This is a genomic window from Micromonospora sp. DT228 (assembly GCF_049841595.1).
In the GTDB taxonomy this organism is placed as follows: Bacteria; Actinomycetota; Actinomycetes; order Mycobacteriales; family Micromonosporaceae; genus Micromonospora.
On sequence record NZ_JBNCKO010000006.1, the window covers coordinates 34467 to 60833 of the forward strand.

The 26367-nt window shown below is 71.5% G+C and carries 27 protein-coding genes; 9 read left to right on the forward strand and 18 right to left on the reverse strand.

All coding sequences use genetic code 11. The features are described from left to right. The first annotated feature begins 33 nt into the window (after positions 1–33). Genes ACLQ29_RS14325 through ACLQ29_RS14340 form a run of 4 tightly spaced genes read left to right on the forward strand, consistent with a single transcriptional unit; the run spans position 34 to position 4562 of the window. Complete coding sequence (locus ACLQ29_RS14325) at positions 34–1449, forward strand: phenylacetate--CoA ligase family protein (protein ID WP_425772076.1); 1416 nt, start codon at positions 34–36, stop codon at positions 1447–1449. Continuing rightward, positions 1446–2111, forward strand: a complete 666-nt coding sequence (locus ACLQ29_RS14330; RefSeq protein ID WP_425772077.1) for a prephenate dehydratase — start codon at positions 1446–1448, stop codon at positions 2109–2111. Before ACLQ29_RS14325 ends, ACLQ29_RS14330 begins: the two co-directional genes overlap by 4 nt. Then, positions 2108–3391 (forward strand): amidohydrolase family protein, encoded by a 1284-nt coding sequence (locus tag ACLQ29_RS14335; RefSeq protein WP_425772078.1) that lies wholly within the window; start codon positions 2108–2110, stop codon positions 3389–3391. Before ACLQ29_RS14330 ends, ACLQ29_RS14335 begins: the two co-directional genes overlap by 4 nt. A gap of 1 nt (position 3392) precedes the next feature. Next, complete coding sequence (locus tag ACLQ29_RS14340; RefSeq protein WP_425772079.1) at positions 3393–4562, forward strand: MFS transporter; 1170 nt, start codon at positions 3393–3395, stop codon at positions 4560–4562. 16 nt (positions 4563–4578) lie between these two features. Here the strand turns inward: ACLQ29_RS14340 and ACLQ29_RS14345 are convergent, their stop codons facing one another. Continuing rightward, complete coding sequence (locus tag ACLQ29_RS14345) at positions 4579–4875, reverse strand: chorismate mutase (RefSeq protein ID WP_393362920.1); 297 nt, start codon at positions 4873–4875, stop codon at positions 4579–4581. Positions 4876–4952: 77 nt separating this feature from the next. On the opposite strand from ACLQ29_RS14345, the gene ACLQ29_RS14350 reads away from it, so the two are divergent. Continuing rightward, entirely contained in the window at positions 4953–6170 is a 1218-nt protein-coding gene (locus tag ACLQ29_RS14350; RefSeq protein ID WP_425772080.1) for a hypothetical protein, read from the forward strand. 16 nt (positions 6171–6186) lie between these two features. Further along, a complete protein-coding gene (locus ACLQ29_RS14355; RefSeq protein ID WP_425772081.1) occupies positions 6187–7023 on the forward strand; it encodes a thioesterase II family protein in 837 nt (278 codons plus the stop codon). A gap of 101 nt (positions 7024–7124) precedes the next feature. Here the strand turns inward: ACLQ29_RS14355 and ACLQ29_RS14360 are convergent, their stop codons facing one another. The 4 genes from ACLQ29_RS14360 to ACLQ29_RS14375 form a co-directional block, all read right to left on the reverse strand. Further along, a complete protein-coding gene (locus ACLQ29_RS14360; protein ID WP_425772082.1) occupies positions 7125–7430 on the reverse strand; it encodes a hypothetical protein in 306 nt (101 codons plus the stop codon). Positions 7431–7661: 231 nt separating this feature from the next. Continuing rightward, positions 7662–9638, reverse strand: a complete 1977-nt coding sequence (locus ACLQ29_RS14365; RefSeq protein ID WP_425772295.1) for an ABC transporter ATP-binding protein — start codon at positions 9636–9638, stop codon at positions 7662–7664. A gap of 114 nt (positions 9639–9752) precedes the next feature. Beyond that, complete coding sequence (locus ACLQ29_RS14370) at positions 9753–10520, reverse strand: enoyl-CoA hydratase/isomerase family protein (RefSeq protein ID WP_425772083.1); 768 nt, start codon at positions 10518–10520, stop codon at positions 9753–9755. A 46-nt stretch (positions 10521–10566) separates the two neighbouring features. Beyond that, positions 10567–10794 carry a helix-turn-helix domain-containing protein gene (locus ACLQ29_RS14375; protein WP_007462679.1) on the reverse strand — a complete coding sequence of 76 codons (228 nt, stop codon included), beginning with the start codon at positions 10792–10794 and terminating at the stop codon, positions 10567–10569. A gap of 215 nt (positions 10795–11009) precedes the next feature. Here ACLQ29_RS14375 and ACLQ29_RS14380 point away from each other — a divergent pair, with 215 nt between their 5' ends. Continuing rightward, on the forward strand, positions 11010–11606 hold the full coding sequence (locus tag ACLQ29_RS14380; protein ID WP_425772084.1) for a cadmium resistance transporter: 597 nt from the start codon (positions 11010–11012) through the stop codon (positions 11604–11606). Between the two features lie 64 nt (positions 11607–11670). Here the strand turns inward: ACLQ29_RS14380 and ACLQ29_RS14385 are convergent, their stop codons facing one another. After that, entirely contained in the window at positions 11671–13275 is a 1605-nt protein-coding gene (locus ACLQ29_RS14385) for an ABC-F family ATP-binding cassette domain-containing protein (protein WP_393362937.1), read from the reverse strand. Between the two features lie 264 nt (positions 13276–13539). Here ACLQ29_RS14385 and ypfJ point away from each other — a divergent pair, with 264 nt between their 5' ends. After that, positions 13540–14460 (forward strand): KPN_02809 family neutral zinc metallopeptidase, encoded by a 921-nt coding sequence (gene ypfJ / locus ACLQ29_RS14390; RefSeq protein WP_425772085.1) that lies wholly within the window; start codon positions 13540–13542, stop codon positions 14458–14460. 24 nt (positions 14461–14484) lie between these two features. On the opposite strand, the gene ACLQ29_RS14395 is transcribed toward ypfJ, so the two are convergent. From ACLQ29_RS14395 to ACLQ29_RS14445, 11 genes are all read right to left on the reverse strand, one after another. Further along, positions 14485–14844 carry a YybH family protein gene (locus tag ACLQ29_RS14395; RefSeq protein WP_425772086.1) on the reverse strand — a complete coding sequence of 120 codons (360 nt, stop codon included), beginning with the start codon at positions 14842–14844 and terminating at the stop codon, positions 14485–14487. Between the two features lie 121 nt (positions 14845–14965). Next, positions 14966–15619 carry an acVLRF1 family peptidyl-tRNA hydrolase gene (locus tag ACLQ29_RS14400; protein ID WP_425772087.1) on the reverse strand — a complete coding sequence of 218 codons (654 nt, stop codon included), beginning with the start codon at positions 15617–15619 and terminating at the stop codon, positions 14966–14968. A gap of 81 nt (positions 15620–15700) precedes the next feature. Then, the gene (locus ACLQ29_RS14405; protein WP_425772088.1) at positions 15701–16333 is read right to left on the reverse strand and encodes a LysE family transporter; all 633 of its coding nucleotides are present in this window, start codon (positions 16331–16333) and stop codon (positions 15701–15703) included. Between the two features lie 915 nt (positions 16334–17248). Then, the gene (locus ACLQ29_RS14410; protein WP_425772089.1) at positions 17249–17773 is read right to left on the reverse strand and encodes an iron-sulfur cluster assembly protein; all 525 of its coding nucleotides are present in this window, start codon (positions 17771–17773) and stop codon (positions 17249–17251) included. Positions 17774–17849: 76 nt separating this feature from the next. Then, positions 17850–18323 (reverse strand): Fe-S cluster assembly sulfur transfer protein SufU, encoded by a 474-nt coding sequence (sufU, locus tag ACLQ29_RS14415; protein WP_425772090.1) that lies wholly within the window; start codon positions 18321–18323, stop codon positions 17850–17852. Beyond that, positions 18323–19627, reverse strand: coding sequence for a cysteine desulfurase (locus ACLQ29_RS14420; protein WP_425772091.1), 1305 nt, complete (start codon positions 19625–19627; stop codon positions 18323–18325). The genes sufU and ACLQ29_RS14420 overlap by 1 nt, the downstream gene beginning before the upstream one ends. A 20-nt stretch (positions 19628–19647) precedes the next feature. Next, positions 19648–20421 (reverse strand): Fe-S cluster assembly ATPase SufC, encoded by a 774-nt coding sequence (gene sufC, locus ACLQ29_RS14425; protein WP_355032770.1) that lies wholly within the window; start codon positions 20419–20421, stop codon positions 19648–19650. After that, positions 20421–20747: a non-heme iron oxygenase ferredoxin subunit gene (locus ACLQ29_RS14430; protein ID WP_334631645.1), complete on the reverse strand. Its 327-nt coding sequence runs from the start codon at positions 20745–20747 to the stop codon at positions 20421–20423. The genes sufC and ACLQ29_RS14430 overlap by 1 nt, the downstream gene beginning before the upstream one ends. Next, a complete protein-coding gene (sufD, locus tag ACLQ29_RS14435) occupies positions 20747–21895 on the reverse strand; it encodes a Fe-S cluster assembly protein SufD (protein ID WP_425772092.1) in 1149 nt (382 codons plus the stop codon). The genes ACLQ29_RS14430 and sufD overlap by 1 nt, the downstream gene beginning before the upstream one ends. A 97-nt stretch (positions 21896–21992) precedes the next feature. Beyond that, positions 21993–23423 (reverse strand): Fe-S cluster assembly protein SufB, encoded by a 1431-nt coding sequence (gene sufB, locus ACLQ29_RS14440; protein WP_357069831.1) that lies wholly within the window; start codon positions 23421–23423, stop codon positions 21993–21995. Continuing rightward, positions 23420–24220: a helix-turn-helix transcriptional regulator gene (locus ACLQ29_RS14445; RefSeq protein WP_425772093.1), complete on the reverse strand. Its 801-nt coding sequence runs from the start codon at positions 24218–24220 to the stop codon at positions 23420–23422. The genes sufB and ACLQ29_RS14445 overlap by 4 nt, the downstream gene beginning before the upstream one ends. A 98-nt stretch (positions 24221–24318) precedes the next feature. On the opposite strand from ACLQ29_RS14445, the gene ACLQ29_RS14450 reads away from it, so the two are divergent. Then, positions 24319–25284 carry a COX15/CtaA family protein gene (locus ACLQ29_RS14450; RefSeq protein WP_425772094.1) on the forward strand — a complete coding sequence of 322 codons (966 nt, stop codon included), beginning with the start codon at positions 24319–24321 and terminating at the stop codon, positions 25282–25284. A 152-nt stretch (positions 25285–25436) separates the two neighbouring features. On the opposite strand, the gene ACLQ29_RS14455 is transcribed toward ACLQ29_RS14450, so the two are convergent. Further along, positions 25437–26357 carry an ATP-grasp domain-containing protein gene (locus ACLQ29_RS14455; protein WP_425772095.1) on the reverse strand — a complete coding sequence of 307 codons (921 nt, stop codon included), beginning with the start codon at positions 26355–26357 and terminating at the stop codon, positions 25437–25439. Positions 26358–26367 lie beyond the last annotated feature (10 nt).

The following is a 26367-nucleotide window of genomic DNA, read 5'->3' on the forward strand; positions in this document are numbered from 1 at the left end:
ACCCCTGCGAGACGAGAGAAGGCACCGACCCCTATGTGGCTGCCCACCGACCCGCGATACCGCGACTTCCTCACCGAATACCTCGACGTCTGCGACCGCTACTACGCCGACAGCATGACCGCGGCCGACTGGTGCGCCTGGTACGACCGCCGCCTCGCCGTCGTCGTCGGGCACACCCAGCGCAATTCCCCGTTCTACCGCCGCCACCTGGCCGGCGTCGACCCGGCCACGACCACCACGGCCACCCTCGCCGGGCTGCCCTTCACCACGAAGGCGGACCTGCGTCGGGAGATGTTCGACGTGCTCAGCGGCGACATCACCGAGGGCACCTTCTTCTACGAGACCACCGGCACCACCGGCCGCGCGACCCCCTGCCCGCGCGACGGCAAGGAGGTGATCGCCAGCAACTACCACGTCACCGAGAGCTGGCGCAGCATCTTCCGGCACCACTTCGGTGACCGCCGCCCGGCGATCGGCCTGATGGGACCCACCGAGGTGCACTCGTTCGGCGACACCCTCGGCGACGTGGCCCGCAACGTCGGCTCCTGCAACGCCAAGATCTGGCCGTACTCGCCGGTCATCGGGTTCGAGAAGGCCCTGCAGCTGATGAAGGACCTGCGGCTGGAGGTGATCGTCTGCACCCCGGGCGTCTGCCTCAACCTGGCCAAGGCCGCCCGGCACTACGGGTACGACCTGGCCAAGGACTTCGACGTGAAACTGTTCTTCCTCACCGGCGAGATGTGCACCCCGGCCCTGGCCGCCAACATCGACTCGGTCTGGGGCGTCGACACCTACAACATCCTGTACGGCTCGCAGGAAGCCTTCGTCATCGGCACCACCTGCAAGAACAAGAACATGCACCTGTCCGCGCCGAACTACGTCGCCGAGCTGATCGACCCGGACAGCGGTGACGTGCTCGGCAGCACCGGCACCGGCGAGCTCTGCGTCACCACTCTCATCGACGGCCTCAAACCGCTGATCCGCTACCGCACCGGCGACCTGGTCCGGCTCGGCCAGGACACCTGCGACTGCGAGCTGAAGGGCCCGCGGCTGGACGTCGTCGGCCGGGTCCTGGACCGCATCGAACTGGGCCGCGGCCGGCACCTCGCCGCCGAACTGGAGGAGGCCGTCCTGCACGGCGTCCGCGACTGCCTCGGCTTCCAGATCGTCATCGACGCCGACGCGGACGGCGACCGGGTCACCGTCCGGCTCGACCTGATCGACGGCGGCGGCAACCCGGACGAGGTACGGGCCGGTGTGGTCGGGCGCTTCGCCGACCGCTTCGGGGTGCCCGCCACCGTCGAGATCGTCGGCGAACTGGACCAGATCGTCAGCACCGGCGCGTTCGTCAGCTGGAAGGCCGCTCGCATCCAGGACCGGCGCACCGCCCCGGACCACGAGACGGAGGTCGCGATGGCGATGGCCGCCCGGCGGGGGTACACGACGTGACGACCTTCGGCGACACCTACGCCCGCAGCCTGGAACGCTTCGGCGCCGTGCTGCGCGAGCACGGCCCCCTGCGGCTGAGCACCCTCGGCCCGGCCGGGACCAGCAGCGACCACGCCGCCGGGCATCTGCGTGAGCGGCTGCTCGCCGCCGGATACCCCGGGCCGGAGGTCACCCTGCACCCGACCTTCGACGCGGTGCTCGACAGCGTCACCGGTGGGCGGTCCGAGGTGGCGCTGGTGCCCAGCGCCTACCGGGACGCGACCGCGTTCCACTGGCACCCCGCGCTGCGGTTGCTGTTCCACTTCGCCCACCCCACCCCGGCGTACGGGCTGGCCGCCCGCCAGGGGCAGACCCCGGACCGTACCCCGCTGCGGATCTCCACCATGTCCGAGGTCTCCGTGCTCTACCCCGAGCTGTGCCCGCCCGCCCTGCGTGACCGCGCCGTCGACTGGGTCCCGGCCCGCTCCACCATGGATGCCGCCCAGGTGCTGTCCCGCGGCGACGCCGACCTCGCGCTCACCAACGACCACGGCCGCCACGCCCACGACCTGCACTGGCTCGCCCGGCGACCCGGCGCGCAGATCGTCTGGCTGCTGTTCACCTCCCTGCCCCTGAACACCCCGCCCACCACACCCGCATTCACCGACGAGGACGAGCGATGACCACACCCGCCACGCGCCCGCTGTTGCTGCACGACGTCACCGTCCAGGAAGGGCTCGGCCGTGCCTCGGTGCCCGGTCGCTCGATCCTGATCCGTGGCGACCGGATCGAGGCGGTCATGCCGGTGGGCGACGCGCCGGCCGGTTCGCCCGACGTGGACGTACGCGTGCTGACCGGCCGGACCGTGCTGCCCGGCATGACCCTCGGGCACACCCACGTCGCCTACCACAACGTGGTCACCGCCCGGGACACCATGTTCAAGTACTCGCTGCCGGAGATCACCCTGATCGCCGCCGCGAACGCCGAGCGGCTGCTCCAGCTCGGTTACACCGCCATGGTCGGCGCCGGTTCGGTCGCCGGCATCGACATGGCCCTCAAACGCGCCATCGCCGAGGGCCGGATCACCGGCCCTCGGGTCACCGCGTGCAGCCGCGACCTGATGGTCTCCGCGCCGCCGGACCGCCGCGATCCCGCGGTCGCCCGGCGCATCCCGGTCGAGCTGATGCCTGTCGTCGACTCTGCCGCCGAGATGGTCGAGCGCACCGACAAGGAGATCGACGAGGGCGCCGAGATCATCAAGACGTTCTCGTCCGGCGACGACACCTACCCGAACGCGAAGAGCAAGGAGCTGCTCTACACCCTCGACGAGCTGCGCGCGGTCGTCGAGAAGGCGCACGCCCGGGGCGTCCGGGTCCGGGCACACTCCCGGGGCATCGACGGCATCCGCAACGCGATAAGCGCCGGCGTCGACGTGATCGACCACGCCTCGTACGCCGACGAGGAGTGCCTGGAGCAGATCGCCGAGCGTGGCATCTTCGTCGTCCCCAGCCTGTACCAGCCCCGGCAACTGCTGCTCTTCGGCGAGCAGCACGGCAAGAGCCCGGAGTACCTGGAGAAGCTGGAGTTCCAGGACGAGATCGACAACACTCTCTGGCTCCTGCCGCGTGCCCAGGAGCTGGGCATCCGCCTGGTCCCCGGCGACGACTTCGGTTTCGCCTGGACCCCGCACGGCACCTACAACGACGAGTTGCGCGTCTACGTCGAGGTGGCCGGCATCCCCGCCCCCACCGTGCTGAGCTGGGCCACCGCCAACGGCGCGGCCCTGGCCGGCCGCGGCGACGACGCCGGGGTGGTCGCACCCGGGCGCCTCGCCGACCTGGTCGTCACCGACGGCGACCCGGCCGCCGAGATCACCGTCCTGGGTGACCCCGACCGTATCGAGATGGTGCTGCTCGGCGGCGAGATCAAGCGGGACGCGGTACGCGTGCCGGTGGCGGCCTGAGATGCGCCGGGTCTACCTGCTCGCGCTCGGGTCGTTCGCGATCGGCACCGACACGTTCGTGACCGCCGGCGTGCTCCCGGCCATCTCCGGCGACCTGCACGTCTCGGTCGCCGCGGCGGGGCAACTGGTCACCGTCTTCGCGGTGGCGTTCGCCGTCTTCGCGCCGCTCGCGGCCGCCCTGCTCGCCAGGGTGCCGCGCCGTACCCTGCTGCTGGCCGCGCTCGGCCTGTTCGCGGCGGCCAACCTGCTCTCCGCGCTCGCGCCCGACTTCACGGTCCTGCTGCTGACCCGGGTGCTGGCCGCGGCGGGGGCGGCCGCGTACACGCCGACCGCGGCCGCCGGCGCCGCCGCGCTTGTCGAGCCGGAACGCCGCGGGCGCGCGCTGGCCGTCGTGCTCGGCGGCGTCACCGCCGCGACCGTGCTGGGGGTGCCGATCACCGCGTACGTCGGTATGCAGCTTGCCTGGCGGGCGACCTTCCTGGTGGTCGCCGGGCTGGCCGTGCTCGCGCTTGTCGCCCTGGCCGTCGTCCTGCCGGCGGTCCCGGCGCCACCGCCCGCGGGGCTGCGCGCCCGCCTCGCCGTCCTCGCCCACCCGCAGGTGCTGCTCGCGATCCTGACCACGGTGCTCTACTACGTCGGCGGCTTCGTGGTCTACACCTACCTGGCGCCCGCCCTGTCCGGCGGCACCGCCGTGACCGCCGGGGCGCTCGCCGGGTTCCTCCTGGTCTTCGGCGTCGCCGGACTGATCGGTAACGCCCTCGGCGGACGGCTCACCGACCGGGCCGGCGCGGCCCCGGTGCTGCTCGGCGGTCTCGCGGTGTTCGCCGCGGCCCTGCTGCTGTTCCCGGCCGCCACCGGATCGGTCGCGGGCACCACAGTGGTCCTGGCCATCTGGGGCGTGTCGGCCTGGGCGCTGACCGTGCCGCAACAGCACCGGCTGATGGCATTCGCACCCGGCGCCCCGGCCGTCGCGATCGGGCTGAACAGCTCGGCCACCTTCCTGGGGATCGGACTGTCCGGCCTGGTCGGCGGCGTCGCCCTGGACACGATCGCCGCGCCTTCGCTGGGGTACCTCGGCGGGGCGCTTGTGGTGGCCGCCCTCGGCGTGGCCGCGCTGCAGACGGTGACGACCCGCCGCGTCGCGGTTCGGGCCGCACCGATGCGGGCATGATGGCGTGCCGCGGCGATCAGTCGCCGGAGACGCGATGATGTTCGACGGTCTCCATGTCGATGAACGCCTGGATCATGCCGCGGTAGATCCGCTCGATCAGGTCCGGGTCCGCGCCGGCCGCACCGGCCAGGGCCCGGACCCGGGCCACCACCTGCGCCACCCGCTCCGGCGCCCGCACCGCCTGCCGGTCGGTCTTGAGCGGGGCGGCCTGCCGGACCAGGTCCGCGCGCCGAGCGAGAAGGCCGACGATCTCGGCGTCCAGGTCGTCGATCGCGGTACGGATGCCGGCCAGCGCCGGCGCGGTGTCTGCCATGCCGGAAATCTTCGCACGAACCACTGGATGCCCGGTTCGCTGTCATCCGGGCCGCTGACACACGGGAGGAGGGGCCGATGACCCCGACGACACCGCTCGGCCACCGGCCGGCGGCCCGCCTCGCCGGCCAGCACCTGCTGCCGTGGCACATCGCCGTGGAGAAGGCGCGGCTGCTGGAATACCAGCGGATGCGACTGCTCAGCAAGCAGGAGGCGGCCGACATCGGCCGGCTGTTGCACGACGCCGGGCGCGCCGCGACGATCACCGGTGCCGGGACTGCGCCGGACATCGCCACCGCACTGGAGCGGTGGGCCCGCGAGCGGCTGCGGGACACCCCGGGCCTCTGGCACGCGGGCGGCGGCCGGACCGACGTGCGGGCCTGCGCGGAGGCGCTCTTCACCCGGGACCGGCTGGCTCGGGCGGGGGATTGCCTGGTCGCGCTGGGCCGGTCCGCGGTGGCGCTCGCCCGGCGCACCACGCACCTGCCGATGGCCGGACCGGACCGGCAGCTGATCACCCCTGGGTTCTACTTCGCGGCGGTCGCCGACCAGGCGGTGCGCTCCGGGCGGCGGCTGCTGTACACGTACGACCTCGGCAACACGGCCGCCCTCGGCGCTGGCGACGGCAACGGTCAGGACCTGGCCTTCGACCGCGACCGGATGGCCCGCCTGCTCGGTTGTGCCGCCGCCACTCCGCACGCCCTGGCTGCCGTCGCCTCCGGATCCTGGATCCTGGAGCCGGCCGGTGAGCTGGCCACCGTCGCGGTCGCCGTCAGCCGGTACGTCACCGACCTCAGCGCCTGGGGCGACGCCGGGTACCTCGACCTGCCCGGCGAGATCGCGGGAGTCGCCACGGGCCGGCCCTTCCCGGTCCTCGACCAGGCCCGGGTCCGGACCTCCCACCTGATCGCGCTCGCCACCGCCCTGTCCCTGAGCCGGCGCGGCGTTGCGTTCGGCGCTGGCGCGCCGGCCGATGCCGACCACCGGCTACCCGAGCTGTTCGACACGTTCGACGGGATGATCCGGCTGCTCACGGCCGTCTTCGACCGTCTGGGGTTCCGCGCCGATCGGATGCGTGCCGCCTGCGAGCAGGGCGTGGACGGCGACGTGGACCGCGCTCCGCACCGCGACCTCACCGGCGGCTCGGCTCATCCCGAGGCGGTCCGGGCGCTGAGCACCCGGCAGTTCACCGAGCTGGGGGAGATCAGCCGCGGCTGGTCCGAGCGGGCCGCCGCCCGCCGTGCCGGGCTCGCCGAGGCCGACCGGCTGCTCGGCCTCGGCCACCTCACCCCCTGATCCGGCGAGGACCTCCGTGACCATCGAGCCCACCGCCCGGCGCGGCTGCTCCGTACCGGCACGTCGCGGCCCGCTCACCGACCTGGGCGCCGCCATCGGAACCCGGTGCCGTACCACCGACCCTCTGCTGGTGTGCGTCCCGCACGCGGGCGGCGGCCTGGCGGCGTACCTCCCGCTGGCGCGCAGCCTGGCGGCCCACGACGTGCCGGTACGGATCCTCGGGGTGCGGCCGACGGGCCGGGAGGTGCCCGCCGACCAGGGCGCGGCCGGCCTCGACGACCTGGTCCGGGACCTGGCCGAGGAGGTCACCGGCCGCGCCGCCGACGCCCCGGTGCTGGTCCTCGGCCACTGCACCGGCGCACCGGTCGCCCTGCACCTGACCCGGGCCCTGGAGTCGCGCAGCGTCCCGGTGGACCGGCTGATCCTGGTGGCGCGGCTGCTGCGCTCGACCGACCCGGCGGACTACGTCGTGACCGGTGCCGGCCCGAGCTACGCCGAGATCGCCGACCGGCTGGTCACCGGCCCGTGCGGGCCGCACGAGCGGGACCCCGCGCGCCGCGCCGCCCTGGCCGAGGCGTTCCGGCGGGATACCGCGCTGGCCACGCACGCCCTGTACCAGGCCCTCGACGACGTCGACGGGCACCGGGTCGCCGCGCCCGCGACAGTGGTCCTGGCCCGCGACGACACTCGGACAGCCGACTACCCGGCGGCGGTCGGCAACTGGGACCTGTTCCTGCCCCAGCGGCGCCTGGTCCTCGTCGAGCACGGCGGCCACCACCTCAACGTCACCCGCCCCGACCTGCTCGCCTCGGTGATCGAACGCGACCTGGCCGCGCTGCGCCCGCCCCCGTAGGAGCCGGACGTGTGCCGGCGGGCGGGGACGAGGACCGCCGGCGACGGGGGCTCTCACTCCTCCTCGGCGGCGATGGCGTTCGCGCTGATCAAAGGCCTGTCTCAGGACGTGCCTTTCGGGTTCGAGTTCTGAGGTGGTCCCAGTGCGACGAACCACGCGCCGTCGACGCGACGAAGCCAGATGACATCGGAGTACGGTGACGCGTCCAACTGCCCGGACAGGGTCACCCGCACATCCGCGGCGGACGCCGTCTTGTCGAACCGCCGATCCGACAGGACGAGGCGATCACCGCCAAGGTCGCTGATCCGCCGGTTGATCTCCGCCGCCGAATCGTTCTCCGGATCCGCGATATCGGCCAGCTTTCCGCGGTCCTTGTCGCGAAGGGCCGTCACGTAGTCGGCGACCACCGCCTCGGGCGTGGCGGCGCCGTCCGGACCGCTGGACCGGACACCGACAACGAGCCCGACGACCAGGCATGTTGCGACGACAGCGAGGGCAAAGATCAATGCTCTCCGGGTCATGTCCGGTGAGCATACGTCCAGACATCGACATGGATCGGGCTGCGAGGATGTCGTTGGCGGCGGGTGGCGGCATCTCGTCGGCTCACACCCGGTGTCGACGGCCCGGTCGCCCAGAGATCAGTTGGCGGCGGCGGGTGGCAGCAGCTCGTCGGCGCGGTACGTGCCCAACGGCATGACCACCGGCTCGGGGCCGGTCGCGTCGACGAACGGGCGGGGCGAGTCGGCGACCGCGAACTGGGTCCGGTACAGCTCGGCGTAGAGCCCGCCGACCGCGACCAACTCGTCGTGACGCCCTCGCTCGACGATCCGCCCACCGTCGAGGACCAGGATCTGGTCGGCGTCGCGGACGGTGGAGAGCCGGTGCGCGATGACAAGCGCGGTCCGCCCGGCCAGCGCCACCGACAGCGCCCGCTGCACCGCCGCCTCGCTCTCCGAATCCAGGTGTGCGGTCGCCTCGTCGAGGATCACGATCGACGGGGCCTTGAGCAGCAGCCGCGCGATCGCGATGCGCTGCTTCTCGCCGCCGGAGAACCGGTAGCCGCGCTCCCCCACCGTGGTGTCCAGACCGTCGGGCAGCGCCCGGACCAGGTCGGCCACCTGCGCGCCGGCCAGGGCGGCCCAGATCTCGTCGTCGGTGGCGTCCGGCTTGGCGTACCGAAGGTTCTCGGCGATCGTCTCGTGGAACAGGTGCGAATCCTGGGTGACCACACCGATCTCGTCGCGCAGGGAGGTGAGCGTGGCGTCCCGCACGTCCACCCCACCGACAAGCACCTGCCCGTCGGTGACGTCGTAGATCCGGGAGATGAGCATGGACAGCGTCGACTTGCCGGCGCCGGACGGGCCGACGAGCGCGACCATCTGCCCCGGCTCGACGCTGAACGAGACACCCTTGAGCACCGGCTCGTTGACGGTCCGGTCCAGGGTGGCGACCTCCTCCAACGAGGCGAGGGAGATCTCGGCGGCGCTCGGGTAGCGGAACCGCACATCCCGGAAGTCGACCCGGCCGGCGCCCCGGGGCACCGCCACCGCGTCCGGCTTCTCCACGATGCCCGGCTGGAGGTCGAGCACCTCGAAGACCCGGTCGAACGAGACAAGCGCGCTCATCACGTCCACCCGGACGTTGGAGAGCGCGGTGAGCGGCCCGTACAGCCGCGTGAGCAGCAGCGCGAGGGTCACCACGGTGCCCGCGCTGGCGCCGCCGGTGACGGCGAGCCACCCACCGAGGCCGTAGGTCAGCGCCTGGGCCAGCGACGCGACAAGCAGCATCGCCACGAAGAACGTGCGGGAGTACATCGCCGACTGGATGCCGATGTCACGGACCCGCTCGGCCCGGTCGGCGAACCGGCGGGCCTCGATCTCCGGCTGGCCGAAGAGCTTCACCAGCAGCGCGCCGGCCACCCCGAACCGCTCGGTCATGGTGGCGTTCATCTTGGCGTCGAGGTTGTACGACTCGCGCGTGATGTCGGCCAGCCGCCGACCGACCCGGCGGGCCGGGATGATGAAGATCGGCAACAGCACCAGCGAGAGCGCGGTGATCTGCCAGGAGAGGGTGAACATCACCGCGGCGGTGAGCACGAGTTGGATGACGTTGCTGACCACCCCCGACAACGTCGAGGTGAACGCCCGCTGGGCGCCCAGCACGTCGTTGTTGAGCCTGCTGACCAGGGCGCCGGTCTGGGTACGCGTGAAGAACTGCAACGGCATCCGCTGCACGTGGTCGTAGACCCGGGTGCGCAGGTTGAAGATGATGCCCTCGCCGATCCGGGCTGAATACCACCGTTGGGCCAGCGAGAGCAGAGCGTCGGCGACGGCCAGCCCGGCGATGAACAGGGCCAGCTTCACCACGAGTCGGCCGGCCTCGGTGCCGCCCCGGTGGATCGCGTCGATGACGTCGCCGGCGAGCACCGGCGTGGCCACGCCGATGACGGCGGCCAGGACCACGGTGACCAGGAAGACGATGATGTCGCGCCGGTAGGGCTGGGCGAAGGCCACGATGCGTCGGGCGACCCCGCGCTTGAGCCGGTGGGTGGAGACCTCGTCGCTGTTGCGCATCGACCGGAGCATGCTCCACCCGGCCATGCCACCGCCGGACATCGGGTTGGACATCGCTCACCTCCGGGTCGTCGGGCGGACTGCACCGTCAGGCCCATTCTCCCGACGAGTGTGACAACCTCGGTCGTAACCCGGATCTTCCCGTCCGGTCCTTACCTATTCTCCCTGGCCGGCCAGATCGCGCAGTCGGCGGGTCTGCGCCTCCCGCTCGGCGCGCTGCTGGTCGGCGTGCGAGCGCCCGGCCGCCCCCGCCAGCAGCGCCTTGATCTCCACCACCGCGTCGCGGGCCCCGGCGAGCAGCCCGGCGGTCAGGTCCTGGACCGCGCCATCCAGCTCGGCCGGTGGCACCACAAGGGTCGCCAGCCCGATCCGGTCCGCCTCGGCGGCGTCCAGTCGGCGGCCGGTCACGCAGATCTCCAGCGCCCGCGCGTAGCCGACCAACTCCACGAGACGCTTCGTGCCGGCCAGGTCGGGCACCAGGCCGAGGGTCACCTCAGCCATCGACAGCTTCGCATCCGCGGCCAGCACCCGCAGGTCACAGGCCAGCGCGAGCTGAAAGCCGGCACCTATCGCGTGGCCCTGCACGGCCGCGATGGAGATGACGTCCGGCCGGTGCAGCCAGGTGAAGCCCGCCTGGAATTCCGCGATGCGCTCGGCGCACTGCTGCTCGGGCAGCGTGGCCAGCTCCGCGAAGGAGCCGGGGCCGGAAGCGCCAGCCACCGCGAGGTCGAGGCCGGCGGAGAACGCACGCCCCTCGCCCCGGACCACCACCACCCGCACGTCGCCGGGCAGCTCGCGGGAGAAGTCGCCCAGCGCGCGCCACATCGCAGGCGTCTGGGCATTGAGCACGTCGGGCCGGCACAACGTCACCGTGGCGACCGGCCCGTCGCAGGTCAACCGAACCCCGGTCGCTTCGGTGGTCACCTGGCGGCCCGGGGCGTGGCGCTTGTCGACGACGCGAGGAGGCGGGTCACGCCTTCTTGCGGCGCCGGGCACCGCCGCGCTGACGCAGCTGCACCCCTGACTCGGTGAGCACTCGGTGGATGAACCCGTAGGAACGGCCGGTCGAGGCCGCCAACGCGCGGATGCTCTCCCCCGACGTGTACCGCTTTACCAGGTCCTTGGCGAGCGTCTGACGCTCGGCTCCGACGATCCGGCGACCCTTCTCAGTGCTGGTGGCTGTGCCAGTGGCTGCCATGCTGTGTCCTCACGTCCCAGACTGTGCGGTTCGGATACGGTCCCACCTATTAGACCGCCTTGAACGATCATGCGCCAGATATCAACTCTTCGCCAACCGACACGCTATGCAATGTCAGCTTCCCGATAGAGTGATCCTGACAATCGACCCACCGTGCTCTCCAGGCGTACACCGGTCGCGTGCTTGTCGCTGGCGGCGACCCGTAGCCTTCGGTCGTGATCGACCTCCTGGGCACCGGGGCCGCGGCGGCGGTGGTCTTCGCCGCCACCGACATCGACGACGTCGTCATCCTGACGCTGTTCTTCGTCGCGGCCCGCACGACCGGTCGGCCCCGACCCTGGCAGATTGTCGCCGGCCAATACCTCGGAATCGGCGCGCTCGCGCTGGCCAGCGCGGTGGTCGCGGCCGGCCTACTGGTGGTGCCGGACCCGTGGACGGGGCTGCTCGGGTTGCTGCCGATCGCGCTCGGGGTACGCGCGCTACGGGGCTCCGACGACGAGACCCCCACGGTCGTCACCGGCCTGCTCGGGGTGGCCGGGGTGACGATCGCCAACGGCGCCGACAACGTGGCCGTCTACGTACCCGTCTTCCGGGCCCTCGGCGTGGCCGGCAGCGCGATCTACCTGCTGGTGTTCGTGCTGCTGATCGCCCTGTGGTGCGCCGCTGCCGCCTGGCTCGGCGGGCACCCCCGCGTGGTCCGGCTGGTCGAGCGCGCGGGCCACTGGCTGGTGCCGGCGATCTTCGTCGGCGTCGGGGTGGTGATCCTGGTCAGCTCGGGTGTGCTGGGTCGGCTCGTCGACCTGCTCGGCTGAGCGCCGGCCCCGCTCAGCCGAGCAGGTCCTGCTCGGTTGCGGGCCGGCCGGCTGAAGATGCCGGTCAGGCCAGCTCGACCAGTTCGAGCAGGTCGTCGCTCCAGGCGTCCTCGTCGCCGTCGGGCAGCAGGATCGCGCGGTCCGGCTTGAGCGCGAGCACCGCGCCCGGGTCGTGGGTGACCAGGACGATCGCGCCCGGATAGTTGGCGATGGCGTCGAGCACCTGCTCCCGGCTGACCGGGTCGAGGTTGTTCGTCGGCTCGTCGAGCAGCAGCACGTTGGCACCGGAACAGACCAGGGTGGACAGGGCCAACCGGGTCTTCTCACCACCGGAGAGCACCCCGGCCGGCTTGTTCACGTCGTCACCGGAGAAGAGGAACGCGCCGAGGATCTTGCGCAGGTCGGTGTCGGACTGCTCGACGGCGGCGGCGCGCATGTTCTCCAACACGGTCCGCTCCACGTCCAGCGTCTCGTGCTCCTGGGCGTAGTAGCCCAGCCGCAGGCCGTGACCCGCGTGCACCTCGCCGGTGTCCGGGCCGAGCAGCCCGCCGAGCATCCGCAGCAGGGTGGTCTTGCCGGCGCCATTGAGCCCGAGGATGGCCACCCGGGAGCCCCGGTCCACCGCGACGTTGACGTCGGTGAAGATCTCCAGCGAGCCGTACGACTTGGACAGGCCGGTCGCCGTGAGCGGGGTCTTGCCGCACGGCGCGGGGTTGGGGAAACGCACCTTTGCCACCCGGTCGGCGACCCGCACGTCCTCCAGGCCGGAGATCAGCTTCTCGGCGCGGCGGGCCATGTTCTGCGCCGCCACGGTCTTGGTGGCCTTGGCCCGCATCTTGTCGGCCTGCGCCATCAACGCGCCGGCCTTCTTCTCCGCGTTGGCCCGCTCCCGACGGCGACGCCGCTCGTCGGTCTCGCGTGCCTCCAGGTACGCCTTCCAGCCCAGGTTGTAGACGTCGACCACGGATCGGGTGGCGTCGAGGAACCAGACCTTGTTGACCACCGACTCCAGCAGCGCCCCGTCGTGGGAGATCACGATCAGGCCGCCCTTGTGGTTGGCGAGGAAGCCGCGCAACCAGGTGATCGAGTCGGCGTCGAGGTGGTTCGTCGGCTCGTCGAGCAGCAGGATGCCGCCGCCGTTCTCGCCCGCGTCGCGGAACAGGATCCGGGCCAGCTCGATGCGCCGGCGCTGACCGCCGGAGAGGGTGCCGATGGTCTGCGCGAGCGCGCGGTCGGGCAGACCGAGGTTGGCGCAGATCCGGGCGGCCTCGGCCTCGGCGGCGTACCCGCCGAGCGCGGCGAACTGGTCCTCCAGCGCGCCGTAGCGGCGGACCAGCTTGTCGCTGGCGTCCTCGGCGAGCTGGGCCTCGATCTCCTGCATCTGGGACATCAGCACGTCCAGGCCGCGCGCGGAGAGCACCCGGTCGCGGCCGGTCACCTCCAGGTCGCCGGTACGCGGGTCCTGCGGGAGGTAGCCGATGGCGCTGCGCGTGTCGATCTGGCCGGCGTACGGCTGCCCCTCGCCGGCGAGCACCTTCAGCGTGGTGGTCTTGCCGGCGCCGTTGCGGCCGACCAGGCCGATCCGGTCACCCGGCTGCACGCGCAGGGTGGTGTCGGACAGCAGGATCCGGGAACCGGCACGCAGTTCCAGGCCGGTGGCTGTGATCATGTTTTCGGGCTCGCTCTCGGGGTCTGGAAGGCTGACTCGGGGCACGCGAAACGGCCGGCGGGCTCAAGGGGCCCGACGGCGCGGGGCGGTTCAGCCTTCGCAGCGCAGCACGCGGACAAGTGTACCGGGCGCTTCCCCGCGCCCCGCCCGGATTACCGATCAAGATCATCGGGTAACGAACGCCTGTCCGGACCCCGTCCGGCACTTCAAGGGACGAACCGACACACAGACGACATTCACCGGTATACGGCGATCGGGGTCAGCATGGAACTCAATGAGCGGGCCGAAATCGACACCTCGCAGGTCAACGACGTGGGCCGCGGTGGCGGATCCGGCGGCGGCTTCGGCATCCCGATCCCCGGAGGCGGGGGCCGTGGCGGCATCATCGGCATCGTGGTGGCCGTGCTCGTCGCGCTGCTCGGCGGTGGCTTCGGCCTCAACGCCATGACCAACGGCGACGACACGGGCCAGGCCGGCGGCACCGACCTGAAGGAGGTGTGCGCAACCAGCAACCCGGAGCACCTCAAGGACCTGCGCTGCCGCAACGCGCTCTACGTCAACAGCATCCAGGGCTACTGGCAGACGGCGTACCCCGAGCTGGGCAACGGGAAGTACGAGCCGACCACCACGAACTTCTTCCAGCAGGCGGTCAACACCGGCTGCGGTCAGGCCGACTCGGGCGTCGGCCCGTTCTACTGCCCGGCCGACCGCAAGGTGTACATCGACCTGAGCTTCTACGACGAGCTGGCGTCGCGGTTCGGCGCCAAGGGTGAGTTCGCCCAGCCGTACGTGCTCGCCCACGAGTACGGCCACCACATCCAGAACCTGCTCGGCACCAACGCGAAGGCCGGCCAGGGCGACCAGAGCGGCCCCCGTTCCGCCTCCGTACGGTTGGAGCTGCAGGCCGACTGCTACGCGGGCGCCTGGGCCAAGCACGCGACGGAGAGCAAGGACCGGACCGGTCAGGAGCCGCTGTTCACGTCCATCACCGAGACCGACATCAGCGAGGCCGTCAACACGGCCGAGGCGATCGGCGACGACAGCATCCAGGAACGCTCCGGCGGACGGGTCAACCCGGACCAGTTCACCCACGGCACGGCCGAGCAGCGCAAGCGGTGGTTCACCCAGGGCTACGACCGGGGCGACCCGAAAACCTGCGACACCTTCGGCACCGACCAGCTCTGACCCGACCCGCCCAGCGCGCGGTGGTTAGGGGAGCTGTGAGACCTGGTAGTGGCTTATGTGCCAGTCGTTGTTGGTTCGGCGCAGGACCACGCCCAGGTGGACCGGCAGGGGTGGCCGGTCGGTGAAGCCGAACTCGACCTCCAGGTAGCCGAGGACCACATCGTCGGCCAGTCGGCGGGTCTCCCGGATGTCGTAGCTGGCGGTCAGGCCGAGCGGCTGTGCGGCGTAGTACGCGGCAACACCGTCGCGGCCGACCGTGTACGGACGCAACCCCTGGAAGATCGCGTCATCGGTGAAGCAGGACGCGACGCGATCCGGCTCGTGGGCGTCGACCGCGGCTCGCCACCGGTCGAGGACGGTACGCAGGATCTGGGCCTCGGGCATGATGATCTCCCTGCTGTCGCGGGTGGGCGAGCCACCTGCTCATCCTCCGGTCGCCAGCGCGGGCTTGGCGCAGGAATCCGCTATCGCGCGCCGGCGCTGGCAGCGACCGAGGTCACCCGGCTCACTCGGGAGCCGGGTCGCGGAGCCGGATCCACACCGCCCGGGCCGCACCCACCGCCGCGACCAGCACGGCGTGACGCGGCTCCGGCACGTCGAGCAACCGCTCGGCCCGCAGCGGCACGAGCGGGGCCAACCGCCGGTCGGCCAGTACCGTGTCCACAGCCTTCCGGTCACCGCCGCAGACCAGCGCGTCCAGCGCCGCCACCTTCGGCAACAGCAGCCGCACCGCCAGGTCCGCCGCGTCGCCAAGCGCCGCCTTGGCCTGGTTGTCACGCCGCCGGGCGAACCGGTGCTGCGACCATCCTCCCGCCGCCGTACGCCCCTGCACGTACCGAGTGTCCACCTTGGAGACAACGAGATCGGCGCCCTCGGCCACGCCGACGGCCACCGCGCCCTTGCGGGCCAGCAGCAGACCGATCCGCCGGGGCGCGACGGCGTGGGCCACGAACCCGGGGACGTCGACGCTGGCCGGCGACCCCGGCGGGGCGTACAACTCGGCGGTGGACCCGTCCGGGGCGGCGAGCAGCAGGCCGTACTCCCGCGCGGTGGTGGTGGGCGGGCCGTGCCGGTCGGCGAAGCCCTCGACCCAGCGACCGACGCGGGCCGGGTCGACCTCGACCCACCGCCCGCCCCCGGCTGCTGGTCGACTGGTCACCGCCCGACCGTACGGCACGATGAGCCCGCTCGGGCCGCCGGGCGGTGCCGCACGGCACATCGGGACGGGCCGCGGACCCGCTCAGCGCGGCAGCAGAGCGACCACCGCCAGCGCGGCGATCAGCGCGCTGGAGACCAGACCGGTGACCAGTCGCCCCTGCGGGCTGCTCAGCGCCCGACCGACCACCGTGCCACCGCCGGCGATGAGCAGTTGCCAACTCGCCGACGCCAGGAACACTCCCGCCACGAAGAGCGCCGCGGTGCCCGGGTCCGCATCGGCGGTGTCTCGACGGCCGAGCACCAGCGCGGTGAAGTACAGCACGGTCGCCGGGTTCAGCAGGGTCAACCCGAGCAGCGCCGCGTAGGCCCGCCCGGGGGTGCTCAACCCCCGCCCGACGGCCGTCGTCGGCGTCCGCCGCGAGCGGTGGGCGGCCCAGGTCCGCCACAGGCCGTGCCCGGCGAGCCCCAGCAGGACGACGGCGGCGACCACCCGCAGCGGCCCGGCGACCGGGCCGATGATCCCGGCCAGGCCGGCGCCACCGAGCGCGGCGACCGCCGCGTAGAGCCCGTCAGCCGTCGCCACCGCGAGCGCCGCGGCCGCACCGACCCGAAACGAGGTACGCGCACTCAGGCCCAGGATCAGGATCGCGATCGCGCCGACGGGGATCGCGACGCCGTAGCCGGCCACCAGACCGGCCAGGAACGCCCCGCTCACGATCGTCGGTGCCGGATCGAGGCCCGCCCGTGGACCGGCCGCTGTCGACGCACGGCAGTCGCCGCACGGACAAGGACCTGCATCGGGTACGCCTCAATCACACGCGCATCCTCCGCGCCGAGGCGGCGTCCCCGCCACCGCTTTCCCACGCGGCCATGGTGTGTCGCGAGAAGTTCGCGCCGATCTTGCAGTTTCGGTTGTCCATATAGGTGATATGCCCCTTGTGTCGGGACAGAAAGTGCAAGATCGCGGAGCGGGGGCAGTCCGGACCCGGCAATCACCTCATCCTGGTGCCGAGCTTGGGGCCTTTATGGGCGCCCTGCCGCATGCCACAACGTCGTGACCGGCGACGCGGCGCGGTTGACGCGCAATGGTCCCGCCTACAGCAACGGTGTTGTCCTGGATCTCGACGTGGTTGCGTTTGGCGCTGCGCCGGCCAGGCACGACCTCGATCACCAACCGCCCCGTCAGGCACGGTGCACGAGCCGCCCCCCTTTGCTCTGCACCCCAATAGGCGCCGGTCACAGACCGTAGCCGTCGCACCCGCGGGTGCAGAGCAAAGGACCCCCGACCACCCCCGGAGACGCAGAGCCCGCCCCGCCGACCGGCACCCCACGCACCCCTGGCCGATCAACCTGGGTCGACGCACAAGACCACCCCGGCACACCAGCATGAAAGGCGAGACAGTGCCCATTGACGAACAACCCCTCGCCCTAACACAAGGGCGTTGACAACCAGGACACTGCGCGATCTTGCGGGCGGTACGGCACGCACGGAGCAGTTGCGGGGCGACACAGCGTGGGGCGGGTCGCACCGCGCGGCACGGGGCGCAGGGCTCGCTGGGGGTCACACGCAGCGAGCGCGACGCCCCGGGCGGGGCGTCGCGCTCGACGGGTAGAGCCGACCGGGGTCAGCTCAGACGTTGAAGCCGAGGGATCGGAGCTGGTCCCGGCCCTCGTCGGTGATCTTGTCCGGGCCCCACGGCGGGAGCCACACCCAGTTGATCCGGATGTCGTTGACCAGGCCGCCGCCGGGGCCGGTGGTCAGCGCCTGCCGGGTCTGGTCCTCGATCACGTCGGTCAGCGGGCAGGCCGCCGAGGTGAGCGTCATGTCCAGGGTGGCTACGTTCTCGTCGTCGACGTGTACGCCGTACACCAGGCCCAGGTCGACCACGTTGATGCCCAACTCCGGGTCGACGACGTCCTTCATCGCCTCCTCGATGTCGGCGATCATGGCCTTGCTGACGCCGCCCGCGACCGCGTCGCCGCCCGCCGAGGCGACCGCGTCGCCGCCCGCCGAGGCGACAGCTTCCACCGGGGCGACAGCGTCGCTGGCGGCCGGCGGCACGGCTCCATCGGTCGTCACGGCGTCGGTCTGCGGCGCCGCGACGGCGTCACCGGCCTCCGGCGTCGCCGCGGTAGCGGTGTTCTCGCTGCTCATGCCGTCCCTCCGCTTCGCTCCGTGACGCCGCGAGGCACCACCGTGCTGCACAAATGATTCGCTCGCTGACGCTCGCTCATGCCTTCACCTCCGGGCTCACGCCCACACCGGCGCGTGCCGCGGCGTCCTTGAACGCCATCCACGGCAGCAGCGCGCACTTGACCCGGGCGGGATAGCGGGCCACACCCGCGAAAGCAACCCCGTCACCGAGCACGTCCTCGTCCGGCGTGACCTGGCCACGTCCGGACATCAACTCCACGAACGCCTCGTGCACCTCGAAAGCTTCCCCGGCGCCCCGACCGCGCAGCAACTCGTGCAGCACGCTCGCCGACGCCTGGCTGATCGAGCAGCCCATCCCGTCGTACGAGATGTCGTGCAGCACGGTGCCGTCGGTGGCCACCCGGACGGTGACCTCGTCGCCGCAGGTCGGGTTGACGTGGTGCGCCTCCGCGACCTGGTCGGCCGGGTCGTCGGCGTCGCGTAGGCCACGCCCGTGCGGGCGCTTGTAGTGGTCCAGGATGATCTCCTGGTAGAGCTGGTCGAGCTGCATCAGTCGAACACCTTCCGCACCTGCTCCAGACCGGCCACCAGAGCGTCGATCTCCTCGGTGGTGGTGTAGAGGTAGAACGAGGCCCGGGTCATCGCCGGGACACCGAACCGACTGCAGACCGGCTTGGCGCAGTGGTGGCCCACCCGCACCTGCACGCCGAGCGAGTCGAGCACCTGACCCACGTCGTGCGGGTGCACGTCACCCAGCGCGAACGAGATGGTGCCGCCCCGGCCGACCGGCACGGTCGGGCCGAAGATCCGCAGGTCGGGCACCGCGCCGAGGGCGTCCAGCGCGTACGCCGTCAGCTCCTTCTCGTGCCACTGGATGGCTGGCATGCCGATGCCGGTGAGGTAGTCCACCGCCGCGCCGAGCGCCACGGCCTCGGCGATCGGCGGGGTGCCCGCCTCGAACCGGGCCGGCGGCGCGGCGAACGTCGAGCGGGCCATGGTGACCGTCTCGATCATCGAGCCGCCGCCGAAGACCGGTGGCATGGCCGCGAGCAGCTCACCCCGGCCCCAGAGCACCCCGATGCCGGTCGGGCCGCACATCTTGTGGCCGGTGAAGACGATGTAGTCGGCGTCCAGGTCGACCACGTCGATGGGCAGGTGCGGCACCGACTGCGAGCAGTCCAGCAGCAGCAGCGCACCCACCTCACGCACCCGCGCGGTGATGCGCGAGGTGGCGTTGACAGTGCCGAGGATGTTCGACATGTGCACCAACGAGACGATCTTCGTCCGTTCGGTGACCAGGTCGTCCAGGCCCGACTCGTCCAGTCGGCCCTGCTCGGTGACTCCGAACCAGCGCAGGGTCGCGCCGGTGCGTTCGCAGAGCAGCTGCCACGGGACGATGTTCGAGTGGTGCTCCATCTCGGAGATCACCACCTCGTCGCCGGGGCCCAGGCGGAAGCGCGGGTCGGCATCCGGACGCAGCGAGGCGTTGGAGAAGGCGTACGCCACGATGTTGATCGCCTCGGTGGAGTTCTTGGTGAACACCACCTCGTCGACGCTCGGCGCGGAGATGAACGCGGCGATCTTGGCCCGCGCCCCCTCGTACGCCTCGGTGGCCTCGGTGCCCAGGGTGTGCACCGAACGCGACACGTTGGCGTTGTGCCGCGCGTAGTGCTCGTCGAGCACGTCGAGCACCTGCCGGGGCTTGTGCGAGGTGTTGGCGCTGTCGAGGTAGACCAGCGGGTGCCCGTTGATCTCCCGATCCAGGATCGGGAAGTCGGCGCGTACCCGGGCCACGTCGAAACGTGGCACGTCGTCGTACTGCGGCATCCCCGCGGGGATCGCGATGCTGGTCATCTCGGCAGCGCCTCTCCCGCTCAGGCCTTGGCCGTGCCGGCCCCGGCGGCGTACCGCTCGTAGCCCTCGGCCTCGAGCTTGTCGGCCAGCTCCGGGCCGCCCTGCTCGACGATCCGGCCGGCCACGAAGACGTGCACGAAGTCCGGCTTGATGTAGCGCAGGATCCGCGTGTAGTGGGTGATCAGCAGCACGCCGGTGTCGCCGGTGTCGCGAACCCGGTTGACGCCCTCGCTGACCACGCGCAGCGCGTCCACGTCGAGGCCCGAGTCGGTCTCGTCGAGGATGGCGATCTTCGGCTTGAGCAGCTCCAGCTGGACGATCTCGTGCCGCTTCTTCTCACCGCCGGAGAAGCCCTCGTTGACGTTGCGCTGGGCGAACGCCGGGTCCATCTGCAGGCGCTCCATCGCGCCGCGCAGCTCGCCACCCCAGGTGCGCAGCTTCGGCGCCTCACCGTCGATGGCGGTCTTCGCGGTGCGCAGGAAGTTGGCCACCGAGACGCCGGGCACCTCGACCGGGTACTGCATGGCCAGGAACAGGCCGGCGCGGGCCCGCTCGTCGACGGTCATGGCGAGCACGTCCTCGCCGTCGAGGGTCACCGTGCCGCTGGTGATCTCGTACTTGGGGTGACCGGCGATCGAGTACGCCAGGGTGGACTTGCCGGAACCGTTCGGGCCCATGATCGCGTGGGTCTCACCGGAGCGGACGGTCAGGTCGACGCCGGCCAGGATCGGCTTGAGCTCACCCTCGGGCAGCTTGACCGACACCTTCAGGTCGCGGATCTCCAGGGTGCTCATTATCGGGTCACTCCATTACTCGGCGTCAGGCTGAGGTAGATGTCGCCGTCGCGGACTTCGACGGGGTAGACGGGGACGGGTTCGGTGGCGGGCAGCCCGGACGGCTGGCCGGTGCGCAGGTCGAAGCGCGAGCCGTGCAACCAGCACTCAAGGGTGCAGCCGTCGACCTCGCCCTCGGAGAGGGCGACCGAGGCGTGCGAGCACTCGTCGTAGGCGGCGTAGAACTCGCCGTCCTCGCCGTGCACAAGCGCGATCGGGGTGCCGTCGACGTCCGCGCTGATGGCGGTGCCCTTCGGCACGTCCTCGGTGGAGCAGACGCGGATCATCAGGCGCCCGCCTTGGTCAGCCGGGCCTCGATCGCGTCGCCGAGGCGCTCGCGCAGCGACTCCACCGGGATCTTGTTGATCAGCTCGGCGAAGAAGCCGCGGACCACCAGGCGGCGGGCCTCGCTCTCCGGGATACCCCGGGCCATCAGGTAGAAGAGCTGCTCGTCGTCGAAGCGGCCGGTCGCGCTGGCGTGGCCGGCGCCGGCGATCTCGCCGGTCTCGATCTCCAGATTGGGTACGGAGTCGGCCCGCGCGCCGTCGGTGAGCAGCAGGTTCCGGTTGATCTCGTACGTGTCGGTGCCGGTCGCCTCGGCCCGGATCAGCACGTCGCCGACCCAGACGGTGTGCGCGTCCTCGCCCTGCAGAGCGCCCCGGTAGCCGACGTAGCTGCGGCAGTCCGGCACGGTGTGGTCGACAAGCTGCCGGTGCTCCAGGTGCTGGCCGGAGTCGGCGAAGTAGACGCCGTACAGCTCGGCCTCGCCACCTCGACCGGTGTAGTCCACGCTTGTGAACTGCCGGACCAGGTCGCCACCGAGGGTGACCTGGACGTGCACCACCCGGGCGTCCCGACCCAGCTTGATGGTCACGTGCTGCGCCTGCACCGCGTCCTCGGCCCAGTCGGCGACCGTGACCAGGGTCAGCTTCGCGCCGTCGGCGACGAACACCTCGACGTTGTCGGCAAGCGTCGCCGAGCCCTCCTGGGAGAAGACGACAGTGGCCTCCGCGAACCGACCCACCTGGACCTGGGTCCGGGCGAAGGCCAACTCCTCCGGGCCCGCGCCCAGCAGCCGGACGATCACCGCGTCGGACACCACGGCCTCGGCGGCCACCTCGACCAGCGCCACACGGGCCGCGGCGCCGTGCGCAAGCGCGCTGACCCGGTCGGTCGGCACCGAGGCGGGCGCGACGCTGGCGTCGGTCGGCTCGACGAGCCGCACCGACACGCCGGCCGGGAGGTCCGAGTGCTCGATCGTGACGCCCCGGCCGGTGGCGGCCGAGGTGTCGGCCGTGGCCAGACCGCGCAGGCGCTTGAGCGGGGTGAAACGCCACTCCTCCTCCAGGCCGGTGAGGGCCGGGAAGTCAGCGACGTCGTACGAGCGCAGCGCCTGCGACTTGGTGCTGGGTGGCGCGGAAGCCTGGGTAGTCATTTCTTCCTTGGTCTGTCACGAGTCGGAGGGTCGAAGCGGGCTGGACCGGACCCGGCGTACCGGGTCCGGACCCGTCCATGGCCGGGCGGAGGCGGCGTCAGCCGACCGCGCCCTCCATCTGAAGCTCGATCAGGCGGTTGAGCTCCAGGGCGTACTCCATCGGAAGCTCCTTGGCGATCGGCTCGATGAAGCCACGCACGATCATGGCCATCGCCTCGTCCTCGCTCAGGCCCCGGCTCATCAGGTAGAAGAGCTGGTCGTCGCTGATCTTGGAGACGGTCGCCTCGTGCCCCATCGACACGTCGTCCTCACGGATGTCGACGTACGGGTAGGTGTCCGACCGGGAGATGGTGTCGACGAGCAGGGCGTCGCACTTGACCGTGCTCCGGCTGTGGTGCGAACCCTCCAGGACCTGCACCAGACCCCGGTACGAGGTGCGGCCGCCGCCACGGGCGATCGACTTGGAGATGATGGTCGAGGAGGTGTGCGGGGCGGCGTGCACCATCTTGGCGCCGGCGTCCTGGTGCTGACCCTCGCCGGCCATCGCCACCGAGAGCACCTCGCCCTTGGCGTGCTCGCCGGTCATGTAGACCGCCGGGTACTTCATTGTCACCTTGGAGCCGATGTTGCCGTCGACCCACTCCATGGTCGCGCCCTCGTGGCAGACGGCGCGCTTGGTGACCAGGTTGTAGACGTTGTTCGACCAGTTCTGGATGGTCGTGTAGCGGCAGCGCGCGTTCTTCTTCACGATGATCTCCACGACCGCGCTGTGCAGCGAGTCGGAGGAGTAGAGCGGCGCGGTGCAACCCTCGACGTAGTGCACGTACGCACCCTCGTCGACGATGATCAGCGTCCGCTCGAACTGGCCCATGTTCTCCGTGTTGATCCGGAAGTAGGCCTGCAGCGGGATCTCCACCTGCACGCCCTTCGGCACGTAGATGAACGAGCCACCGGACCACACGGAGGTGTTCAGCGCGGCGAACTTGTTGTCGCCGACCGGGATCACCGTGCCGAAGTACTCCTTGAACACGTCCTCGTGCTCGCGCAGCGCGGTGTCGGTGTCCAGGAAGAGGACGCCCTGCTCCTCAAGGTCCTCACGGATCTTGTGGTAGACGACCTCGGACTCGTACTGCGCCGCGACACCGGCGACCAGCCGCTGCTTCTCCGCCTCCGGGATGCCCAGCCGGTCATAGGTGTTCTTGATGTCCTCGGGCAGGTCCTCCCAGCTGGTGGCCTGCTTCTCGGTGGACCGCACGAAGTACTTGATGTTGTCGAAGTCGATGCCGGTGAGGTCCGCGCCCCAGGCCGGCATCGGCTTGCGGCCGAACAGCCGCAGGCCCTTCAGCCGCAGGTCGAGCATCCACGCCGGCTCACTCTTCTTGGCCGAGATGTCCCGAACCACCGCCTCGTTGATGCCGCGCTGGGCGACCGCCCCGGCGGCGTCCGGGTCGGACCAGCCGTACTCGTACCGACCCAGTGCGGCGAGCTGCTCTTCCTGGGTCAGGGGCTGGACAATCTGCTCGGTCATCTAGCTGTCCTCACAGTGGTTACGGGATTACCGGATTGAGCGCGGCCCGGCTGGGTCGGGATGTGCGTGGTGCACACCCCGTCGCCGTGCGCGATGGTGGCAAGGCGCTGCACGTGGGTGCCGACCAGACGGGAGATCACCGCGGTCTCGGCCTCGCACAGCTGAGGGAATTCGGCGGCCACGTGCGCCACCGGGCAATGGTGCTGGCAGAGCTGACCGCCGGAGGCGATCGTGGTCGCGTTTGCAGCGTAACCCTCGGCCGTGAGCGCCGCGGCGAGTGCCTCGGCTCGCGCGAGAGGGTCGTCGCCGGCGTCCTCCATGGCCGTCCGGCAGCGCGACTCCAGGGCGGACACCTGCTCGGTGGCGAACGCCTCGACCGCGTCCGACCCGCCGCTGCGGGCGATCCACCGCAGCGCGGCGGTGGCCATGTTGTCGTAGTGATGGGTGCCACAGCGGACCCGACCGACCTCGGTCAGCATGAACACCTTGGCCGGGCGCCCCCGACCACGGCTGCCCCGCACGACCTGCTCGCGGGAGTACACATCACCGTCAGCGAGCATCGCGTCGAGGTGCCGGCGGATCGCCGCCGGGCTGAGCCCGAGGGCGACACCGAGCTGCGCGGCGGTGGTGGCACCCTGCTCCAGCAGCAGTTGGGTGACCCGGTCGCGGGTGGAGGTCTCCGCCGCCGTGACGCCACCGGGCGTCGCCGACGTGGTCGCGACCGACGCGGACGCGGACGCGCCGACGGCCGGAACAGCCGCCGGCTGGTGCTCAGGAAGCGCCGCCGCGTTTTTCACAACGCCAACGTTACGTAATTACCCGGAGGGTCGCAAACCCGGGCCCCGGTGATCCGAACCACCGAGCCGCCGGAGTCGGCCGAACCTCGATCACTACGGTGCGTAGGATTTGCGCCGTGAACCGAATCGCCCGTCCGGTCCCCGGCATCCTGCTGCGCCGACTCGCGCTCGCCTCGATCATCGCGAACGTGGGCATCGTCCTGACCGGCGGGGCCGTCCGGTTGACCGCCTCGGGCCTCGGCTGCCCCACCTGGCCCCGGTGCACCGACGATTCGTACGTCACCACCCCCGAGATGGGCGTGTACGGGGTGATCGAGTTCAGCAACCGGATGCTGACCTTCGCGGTGGGCCTGATCGCGCTGGCCACCCTGCTGGCCGTCCTGACGCTCAAGGGGCGGCGACCCGGGCTCCTGGCCCTCGCGGTCGCCGTGTTCCTGGGCATCCCCGCCCAGGCGGTGGTCGGTGGCATCACCGTGCTCACCAACCTCAACCCGTGGGTGGTGGGCCTGCACTTCCTCGCCTCGATGGCGGTGATCGCCGCCGCGTACGCCCTCTGGCGGCGCATCGGTGATCCGGACGGCCCGACCGTGGCCCTGGTGCCCACGCCGCTGCGCGCGCTGGCCCGGATCACCACCGGCGTGGCGGTCGCGGTGCTTGTCATCGGCACCTGGGTCACCGGCAGCGGCCCGCACGCCGGCGACCACGGCGCCGCCCGCAACGGGCTCGACCCGGAGACGATCTCGCAGGTGCACGCGGACGCCGTCTTCCTGCTGATCGGGCTGTCGGTGGCGCTGATCTTCGCGTTCCGCGCCGTCGGCGCGCGGCGGGCCACCCGTGCCGCGATCGTCCTGGTCGCCGTGGAGCTGGGGCAGGGCCTGATCGGCTTCGTGCAGTACTTCACCCACGTGCCGGCGATCCTGGTCGGCGCGCACATGCTCGGCTCCTGCCTGGTGCTGCTGGCCGCCCTGTCGGTGCAGTGGTCCACCCGCGAGCGCCGCCCGGTCACCCCGGCCGCCGAGGTCGCGGCGACCGACGCCGCCGACCCCGTCCCGGTCACCGCCTGACCCCCGCGCGCCCTGCGTTGCGTGATCGACTCGGTTTTCAGGAAGTCGCGGTGTCCGGGTCGATCTGACGGCCCGCTTTCAGAAAGCCGAGTCGATCACAGCACGGCCGAGTCGACCACGGTGCGCGTGCGATCGCCGCCCGGCCGCGCCGGTCAGACGCGGCGGGCCAGGTGTGTGGCGATCGCGGCGGCGAGACGGTCGGGGGCCCCGTCGGCGTACCCGATGAACAGCGACGGCTCGGTCAGCTCCAGCTCGACCAGGACCGGCTCGCCGTCCGGGCCGGGGATCAGGTCGACCCGGGCGTAGAGCAGTTGTCGCGTGCCGCCGGGCACCGCGGCTAGGGTCCGCTCGGCCACCGCCAACTGCGCGGGTCGGACGGTACGGGCGGTGATCTCCTCGGCCTTGTAGAGCCCGTCCGGACCGAGGTCCGGACCGGTCAGCATCGGACCCTTGCGGATGGCGTGGCTGAAGGCGAGCCCGTCCGGGCCGGCCAGGAAGAGCAGCGCCGTCTCACCCTCGGTGTCGACGGCACGCAGGTACGGCTGGACCATTGTCACCCGACCGGCGGCGGAGAGCCGGCGGACGTGGGCGGCGGCCAGGTCCCGGTGTTCCGGGTCGGCCAGGTCGTACCGGCCGGTGTCCTGACTGCCGGCGCTGACCGCGGGCTTGAGCACGTACTCGCCGGTCTCGGCGGGTGGTTGCCAGCTCTCCCCCGGCTCGACCCACGACGTCGGCACGGTCGGCACCCCGGCGGCGCTCAGCTCGGCGAGGTAACGCTTGTCGGTGTTCCAGCGCATCACGTCGGCCGGGTTGACAAGCGCCGGGACGGTTGTCGTCCAGGCCACGAACTCGTCGCGGCGCAGCGCGTAGTCCCAGGGGGACCGAAGGACGACCAGGTCGAAGCAGGACCAGTCGACGTCGGGGTCGTCCCAGACCGCTGTCGCGACGGAGATGCCACGGCCCTGGAGCGGGGCGAGGACCAGCCGGTCGTCCGGGTCGAGGTCGACCAGGTCGGCACAGGTGACGAGAGCGACCCGGGGTTCCCCCCGGGTCGACTGGTGGTGGGTGGTCAATTGAGCTGTC

Excerpts from the sequence above, each read along its gene's own strand:
- ACLQ29_RS14350 (WP_425772080.1), top strand. The coding sequence starts at position 4,953 with ATGACCCCGACGACACCGCTCGGCCACCGGCCGGCGGCCCGCCTCGCC.
- ACLQ29_RS14375 (WP_007462679.1), bottom strand. The coding sequence starts at position 10,794 with ATGGCAGCCACTGGCACAGCCACCAGCACTGAGAAGGGTCGCCGGATC.
- sufC (WP_355032770.1), bottom strand. The coding sequence starts at position 20,421 with ATGAGCACCCTGGAGATCCGCGACCTGAAGGTGTCGGTCAAGCTGCCC.
- ACLQ29_RS14410 (WP_425772089.1), bottom strand. The coding sequence starts at position 17,773 with ATGAGCAGCGAGAACACCGCTACCGCGGCGACGCCGGAGGCCGGTGAC.
- ACLQ29_RS14395 (WP_425772086.1), bottom strand. The coding sequence starts at position 14,844 with ATGCCCGAGGCCCAGATCCTGCGTACCGTCCTCGACCGGTGGCGAGCC.
- ACLQ29_RS14335 (WP_425772078.1), top strand. The coding sequence starts at position 2,108 with ATGACCACACCCGCCACGCGCCCGCTGTTGCTGCACGACGTCACCGTC.
- ACLQ29_RS14420 (WP_425772091.1), bottom strand. The coding sequence starts at position 19,627 with ATGACCAGCATCGCGATCCCCGCGGGGATGCCGCAGTACGACGACGTG.
- ACLQ29_RS14325 (WP_425772076.1), top strand. The coding sequence starts at position 34 with ATGTGGCTGCCCACCGACCCGCGATACCGCGACTTCCTCACCGAATAC.
- sufD (WP_425772092.1), bottom strand. The coding sequence starts at position 21,895 with ATGACTACCCAGGCTTCCGCGCCACCCAGCACCAAGTCGCAGGCGCTG.
- ypfJ (WP_425772085.1), top strand. The coding sequence starts at position 13,540 with ATGGAACTCAATGAGCGGGCCGAAATCGACACCTCGCAGGTCAACGAC.
- ACLQ29_RS14385 (WP_393362937.1), bottom strand. The coding sequence starts at position 13,275 with ATGATCACAGCCACCGGCCTGGAACTGCGTGCCGGTTCCCGGATCCTG.
- ACLQ29_RS14340 (WP_425772079.1), top strand. The coding sequence starts at position 3,393 with ATGCGCCGGGTCTACCTGCTCGCGCTCGGGTCGTTCGCGATCGGCACC.
- ACLQ29_RS14430 (WP_334631645.1), bottom strand. The coding sequence starts at position 20,747 with ATGATCCGCGTCTGCTCCACCGAGGACGTGCCGAAGGGCACCGCCATC.
- sufB (WP_357069831.1), bottom strand. The coding sequence starts at position 23,423 with ATGACCGAGCAGATTGTCCAGCCCCTGACCCAGGAAGAGCAGCTCGCC.
- ACLQ29_RS14365 (WP_425772295.1), bottom strand. The coding sequence starts at position 9,638 with ATGTCCGGCGGTGGCATGGCCGGGTGGAGCATGCTCCGGTCGATGCGC.
- sufU (WP_425772090.1), bottom strand. The coding sequence starts at position 18,323 with ATGCAGCTCGACCAGCTCTACCAGGAGATCATCCTGGACCACTACAAG.
- ACLQ29_RS14345 (WP_393362920.1), bottom strand. The coding sequence starts at position 4,875 with ATGGCAGACACCGCGCCGGCGCTGGCCGGCATCCGTACCGCGATCGAC.